The sequence below is a fragment of the Vibrio sp. YT-19(2023) genome, from assembly GCF_033337395.1.
Map to the genome: position 1 here is coordinate 1 of NZ_JAWOQN010000541.1, position 681 is coordinate 681.

Below are 681 nucleotides of genomic sequence, written 5' to 3' on the forward strand. Positions count from 1 at the left end.
TAGTGCTCGAATATAAAGAGCCGGAATTTTATCCGGACAACTCACCTGTGCGCATGACGCTGACGTGTGTTGAGCGTGAAGAGATTGCTCAAGATTTCGTGACCTTATGGCTAGAACCGAGCAAAGGTTCTTTACCAAACTACTTACCGGGCCAACATTTGCCGATTGAGGTGGATATCAATGGTAAGAAAATTGGTCGTAGATATACCTTATCGTCTAGCCCATCTCGCCCTGGTCGCTATGCTATCTCCGTTAAGCGTATTGCGGGTGGCCGCGTGTCGAATGCTTTGTTAGACAACCTACAAGTCGGTGATGTATTAGAGGCAGAAAACCCAGATGGTCAGTTCCACCTTAAAACGCATGATGCGCAGCCGCTACTATTGCTGTCGGCGGGCAGTGGTGTTACTCCAATGCTGTCGATGGTGCGCTATCTTGCAGACCACAATCAACTGAATGACGTGGTGTTTTACCATCAATGCCGTACTGAGCACGATATTCCATGTCGCTCAGAGTTAGAGCAATTAAAACGCGAACATTCAGGGCTTGAAGTGAAAATCTGTTTAACGCAACCAGCGGTGGATTGGTTTGGTCTTAAAGGGCGTTTAAGTCTGTCTCATATCAAGCAAATCAAAGACGTTGAACAACGACAAGTGTTTGTTTGTGGGCCTGATGGTTTCATGC

The 681-nt window shown here is 46.8% G+C and carries 1 protein-coding gene; it reads left to right on the forward strand.

The window, feature by feature from the left end:
• Window positions 1-681: FAD-binding oxidoreductase (locus tag R7E78_RS27000; protein WP_318058728.1), on the forward strand; the 681-nt coding region annotated here is incomplete at both ends.